The sequence below is a fragment of the Streptomyces sp. NRRL F-5630 genome, assembly GCF_000719475.1.
In the GTDB taxonomy this organism is placed as follows: Bacteria; Actinomycetota; Actinomycetes; order Streptomycetales; family Streptomycetaceae; genus Streptomyces.
Window position 1 is genome coordinate 57,757 of sequence record NZ_JOGO01000001.1, and the last position, 5,437, is coordinate 63,193.

A 5,437-nucleotide genomic window follows, 5' to 3' on the forward strand; every position below is an offset into this window, starting at 1 on the left:
GGCCGGGTGAGGGAACCCACGTCCTCACCGGCCGGACCCCGAAAAAACTTCAGCAAACGGCGACACCGCGTCGGCGGACGCACAATGACAGAAAGTCGCGCTTGCGCTTCGCGGGCGAGTCCGTCCGAAGTGCCGACGAGGTGATCGGCCGACCCCGCCGTATGCTCCGGGAAAATGCCTTTACCAGGAGTTTTGTCGATTGATCTTCTCCTACGACCCTTTGGCCACAGATGCACCTCGCACGCAAAGAGCGAAGCAGGGCGCAGCACCCTTCGCGAGACGGCCAACTCCAGCCATAGTGGCCCGTAAGCTACCCCGGCGCGCTATGCGTGCTTTAGATTGAGCGCAGAAAGTCGCTCTAAAGCCATAGTTCTCGCCAGCGGATTCAGCGCTTAAGGACGGCAAAACGGAATGGAACCTTTCTGTAGCAGCGAGCAGCGCCTCGCCGAAGCCCTTCAGGAAGCAGCCCGGAAAGGCACCATCCGCGGGACACGGTTTCATGTCGGCCGACGAGAACACGTATACAACCTGGGCCAGCCAGACGCGCATCTGTATCTCATCGAGAGCGGCCAGGTGAAAACCCTCACGCACACCCGGGACGGCAAGCAGTGCCTGCTCTCCATCCACGGCCCGGGCGACGTGTTCGGGGAAGGCGGCGTACTGGCCGCCAACCACACCGAGACGGCCCAGGCGATGCAGGCCACCACGCTGGTCCAGATCAGCGTGGCACAGGTGATGAGGGCCTGCGATCCGCCGTTGCAGGAGGCGCTGATCAGCCACTTGGCGAACCGGCTGCTCGAACAGCAGCAGATGATCGCCAACCTGGTGACGATGGACAGCGAGCACCGGCTGGCGGCGCTCCTGGTGAATCTCGGGAAAAAGGTCGGCAAGAACAGGGAGCACACCGCCCTGATACGCGACCGGATCACCCAGGAGGAGCTGGCGGAAATGGTCGGGACGACGCGTTCCCGGGTCGGCTACTTCTTGAAAAGGTTCTCTGTGGCGGGCGTGGTGCATCGCACCAAGGAAGCACATCTGTGCATTCACATAGCCGAGCTGACCGACTACCTGGAGAATTCCTCTTTGCCCGCCGGTCTGTAGGGCCTGGACATCGGGGCAGGATATCCGGGAACGGTTCTCGGGGGCGGCGTCATACCGGCGCCGTCCCCCTCGGGTGACTCCTCCCGTACCGCCTTTTCCATCCGCCGCACCATTTCCTCCAGCAAATGCTGCGACGTGCCGAAGTTGAGCCTGATGAAGCCCTCGCTCCCGTACTCCCTCCCGTCGCTGACGGCGACCTTGCCGCGGTGCAGGAAGAAATCCGCGAGATCATCGCTGCCCAGCCGGTCGGCCAGCCGCCGGCCGTCGAGCCAGGCGAGATAACTCGCCTCGGGCGGCACCAGTTCCAGGTCGGGGCCGAAGGACTCGAACAACTCGACGAGCATCCGCCTGCTGCCGTGCAAGTAGTGGCGTACGGTGCGGAGCCAGGGATCGCCGAGGGTGAAGGCGGCCTCGCTCGCGCTCACGCCGAGGATGCCCACGCCGTCCCGGCTCCTCGGCCGCATCTCCATGAGCCGGTCGTGGTCCCGCGGTCTTCCGGCCACGGCCATCGCGCATTTCAGACCGGAGACGTTCCACCCCTTGCTCGCCGAGGCGGCCGTCACCGTCGCCACCCGCGCCGCCTCGGGCAGCGAACCGAGCGGGACATGCCGGCGCCCGGGGTGGGTGAGCGGGGCATGCACCTCGTCGGCGATCACCGCGACCCCGAACTCGGCTGCCAGCGACAGCACTTCACGTAGTTCCCCAGCCGTGAGGACGCGGCCGGTGGGATTGTGCGGATTGCACAGGAAGTAGGCGGCCGCTCCCGCCCGGAAGGAGCGGGCCAGCCCCTCCAGGTCGAGCCGCCAGCGCCCCCCGCGCAGGCGCATCGGCTGGGGGACGACCTCCCGGCCGGCCGCGGAGATCGCCTCGAAGTAGGGCGGATAGGCGGGGACGTCCACCACGACGCCGTCGCCCGGCGCGGTGAACCGCTCCAGCGCGACCTCCATCACCCGCATGGTGTCCGGGAACAGCACCACCCGCCGCGGCTCCACCCGCCAGTCCCAGTTCACCCGCACCCAGGCCGCGAACGCCCTCTGCACGGGCGCCTTCGCGGTGTAGGCGTAGGCGTAGCCGAGGTCGCCGCCCGCGGTGAGGTGCGCGCGGACGGCGTCGAGCACCGGCTCGGCCACGGGGAAGTCCATCTCGGCGATGAACGCCGGGAGCACGTCGGGCGGGTAGCGCCGCCACTTCTCGCTGCTGCGCGCGGACAGCGAGGTCGCGCGCAACCCGTCGAAGAGGTGGATCAGCTCCTGCTGTGCCTGCGACAACGAGTCCTCCTCCGTCGGTGGGGCGGGACCGCGGTGGTGCCGCGCCGCCCGTGCGCGAGCGGCGGGACGAAGACGTTCACCAGGTGACGGGCAGTTCCTTGACCCCGTGGATGCCGAACACGTGGTGCCAGAAGGGCACGTCTGCCGCCGGGACGGCGAGACGCAGTCCGGGCAGCCGGGTGAACAGGCGCTCCAGGGTCACCTGGAGTTCGACCCGGGCCAGGGACTGCCCGGGGCACTGGTGGGGGCCGTGGCCGAAGGCGAGCTGGCCGCGAGCGGTGCGAGTGACGTCGAAGCGGTCGGGATCGGGGAAGACCTCCGGGTCGCGGTTCGCGGTCGCGAGCTGGCACACCACGCCCTCCCCCGCGCGCACGGTCCGCTCCCCCAGGGTGACGTCGGCGGTGGCGATCCGGTTCATGCCGATCTGCATGGCCGTCTGGTGCCGCAGCAGTTCCTCCACCGCCCCGGGCAGGAGCGCCGGATCGGCCCGCAGCAGGGCCAGTTGCGCCGGGTTCTCCAGCAGCAGCATGGTGCCAGTGCCGATCATGGTCGCGGTCGTGTGGTGTCCGGCGGCGAGCAGCAGCCAGGCGATGACCGCGACCTCGGCGCGGTCCAGCAGCCCGGGGGCGACCTGTTCGGCCAGGAGCCGGCTGATCAGGTCGTCGCCGGGCTGCTTCTCCTTCGTCTCCACCACCCCTTCGAGGTGGCGGATGATGTCGTCCTTGGCCCGTGCCATCTCCTCGGGACCGCTGCGGCCGTTGATGAGGACCCGGGTCCGGGACTCGAACAGCGGGCTGTCCTCGGGCGGTACGCCGAGGAGTTCGCACACCACCGTGGACGGCACGGGGTAGGCCAGGGCCTCCATGAGGTCGATGGGGCCGCCGCGCTCCTCCATGGCATTGAGGCGGGCGTCCACGATCCGCTCGATCCGGGACCGCAGTTCCTCGGCCCGGCGGCCGGTGAAGTCCCGGGCGAGCATCCTGCGGTAGCGCAGGTGCTCGGCGCCGTCGAGCCGGGGGAAGGTGCCCTTGAGGACCTGGGGGACGGGACGGGGGAACATCCGGGGGAAGTCCGGGTGGGAGCTGTCGGCGCTGAAGCGCGGGTCGTCGAGCACGGCCCGTACGTCCCGGTGCCGTGTGACGACGCGCGCCCGCTGTCCGCTGGGCAGGGTGACGGCGGCGAACGGGTCCTCGGCCTGGAGCCGGCGGTAGCCGGGGGGCGGGTCGAAGGGACAGCCCGGTGCCTTCTCCTGCGGGAACGCTGGCGGTCCGGCGCCGGGGTCCGGCAGCGCTCCGGCGGTGTCGGTCGTGTCCGTCATGGGAAACCCTTCCTCGCTGCCGCGGTGGGGCCGCTCCCGGCACGGGCTCCGGCCCCGGGGTGTGTCCGCACAGTCCCGCGCGGACAGACCCTAGGACCCGGGTGCGCCCCGGTTCTGTTCACTTCTGAGCATCGGCGGTCGTCCCGGCCCGTCCGGTTCAGGTGTCCGGATGGGCCAGGACGACCGCCGTGTTGAAGCCGCCGAACCCGAATCCGTTCGACAGCACGAACCCGCCGGAGGGCCGCCGCGGCTCCTCGCGCACGAGCCGCAGGCCGGGATCGACGGGGTCGTCCAGACCCGGGTCCGGGTGCACGAACCCGTCCCGCAGTTGCAGTACGGCGGCCACGGCTTCGACGACGCCGGCCGCGCTGAGGCAGTGCCCGGACAGGGACTTGGTCGCGTTGACCCACGGGCCCTCCCCGTCCGTGCCGAAGACCTCGCGCAGGGCCTCGGCCTCGGTGCGGTCGCCGAGCGGTGAGCCGGTGCCGTGCGCGCTGACCCAGCCGAGGTCGGCCGGGCCCACCCCCGCCTGCGCGAGGGCCCCGGTCATGGCCCGCACCTCGCCGTCCACCGAAGGATCGGCCAGGTGGTTGCCGTCCAGCACCACCGTGCCCCCGGCGAACCCGGCCAGCGCCCGCGCGCCGCGCCGGTGTGCGGAGGCGGCGGTCTCCAGGACGAGGCAGCCGGCCGCCTGCCCGGGGTGGAAGCCCCGGTGGCCGAGGTCGAAGGGTGCCGGGGGGCGCGGGGGCGCGCCGTGGGCCGGGGCCATCGCGCCGAGGCTGAGGAAGCCGCGGGTCTGCAAGCCGGAGAGCCGCGTCATGGCGCCCACGACGAGGCACAGGTCGGCGGCCCCGGCGGCGAGCATCCGGGCGCCGTGGACGAGGGCGACATTGCCGCTCGCCGAGGCGCCGCCGACCGTGCACCCCTCCCCGCGCACGCCCAGGACGCGGCTGAGCGTGGCGACGTGATCGGTGTCCTGGTGGTGCAGGGCGTACCGGGCGGGCAGATGGGCCGGGCTGCGTGCGGCACGGGCCCGGCTGTCCTCGGTGACCCGCTCCGTCAGGTTGCTGCCGGCCACGACGACGCCGACGCGCTCGGGCGCGGGTGCCGTACGGTCGAGCCCGGCCCCCAGCCACGCCTGGAGAGCGGCGACGACGGCCGCCCGTACCGGTACCGGAGCGCGCAGCGTGGTCCGCCGGGCCAGGGCCCGCAGCTCCGGCGGCAGGCCGGGCAGCGCGTCGAGGGCCCGGTCGGGTACGTCGTCCGCCGCCAGGTCGGCCGTGAAGGCGGGCCAGGAAGCGCCGGGGCGGTCCGCGTCGGGGGGCGGGGCCGGAGCGAGAAGGGCGGAGCGTCCCTCGCGCAGGGCGGCGGCGAAGTCCTCGGGACCGGCCGCGACGGCGCCGAGCACCCCGAGCCCGGTCACCACCACCGTCCGGCCGCCCGCGACGGACGCGCTCACAACCGCTTCCGCATCAGGGTGGCCAGGGTCCCGATGTCCATTCCCTGGTGGAACTCGTGGACGGGCACCGCGATGTCCAGCTCCTCCATGGTCAGCGTGACGATCTCGGCCCGGTCGATGCTGTTGCAGCCCAGGTCGGACAGCGTCCGCTCGGGCGTGAACGAGGCCGGTTCGACCTCCGGCACGATCTCCAGGGTGGTGCGGCGCAGCACCGCCAGCACCCGCTCCTCGGCGCTGTCGGTGCCGGGGAGGCTCTCGGTCGGTCCGTTCACTTCGGGTACCTCCGGTTCG

General features: G+C 71.5%; 5 protein-coding genes. 1 reads left to right on the forward strand and 4 read right to left on the reverse strand.

The genetic code is table 11. From position 1 onward, the window contains the following. The first annotated feature begins 411 nt into the window (after positions 1 to 411). Entirely contained in the window at positions 412 to 1,101 is a 690-nt protein-coding gene (locus tag IF99_RS30425; RefSeq protein WP_051703301.1) for a Crp/Fnr family transcriptional regulator, read from the forward strand. Here the strand turns inward: IF99_RS30425 and IF99_RS0100215 are convergent. From IF99_RS0100215 to IF99_RS0100230, 4 genes are all read right to left on the reverse strand, one after another. Then, positions 1,065 to 2,369: a MalY/PatB family protein gene (locus IF99_RS0100215; protein ID WP_051703302.1), complete on the reverse strand. Its 1,305-nt coding sequence runs from the start codon at positions 2,367 to 2,369 to the stop codon at positions 1,065 to 1,067. The two genes, IF99_RS30425 and IF99_RS0100215, sit on opposite strands and share 37 nt — an antisense overlap. A 76-nt stretch (positions 2,370 to 2,445) precedes the next feature. Beyond that, entirely contained in the window at positions 2,446 to 3,687 is a 1,242-nt protein-coding gene (locus IF99_RS0100220) for a cytochrome P450 (protein ID WP_030994205.1), read from the reverse strand. Between the two features lie 157 nt (positions 3,688 to 3,844). Further along, positions 3,845 to 5,146, reverse strand: a complete 1,302-nt coding sequence (locus IF99_RS0100225) for a beta-ketoacyl synthase N-terminal-like domain-containing protein (RefSeq protein ID WP_037826197.1) — start codon at positions 5,144 to 5,146, stop codon at positions 3,845 to 3,847. Then, positions 5,143 to 5,418 carry a phosphopantetheine-binding protein gene (locus IF99_RS0100230; protein ID WP_078654933.1) on the reverse strand — a complete coding sequence of 92 codons (276 nt, stop codon included), beginning with the start codon at positions 5,416 to 5,418 and terminating at the stop codon, positions 5,143 to 5,145. Before IF99_RS0100230 ends, IF99_RS0100225 begins: the two co-directional genes overlap by 4 nt. Positions 5,419 to 5,437: the final 19 nt, after the last annotated feature.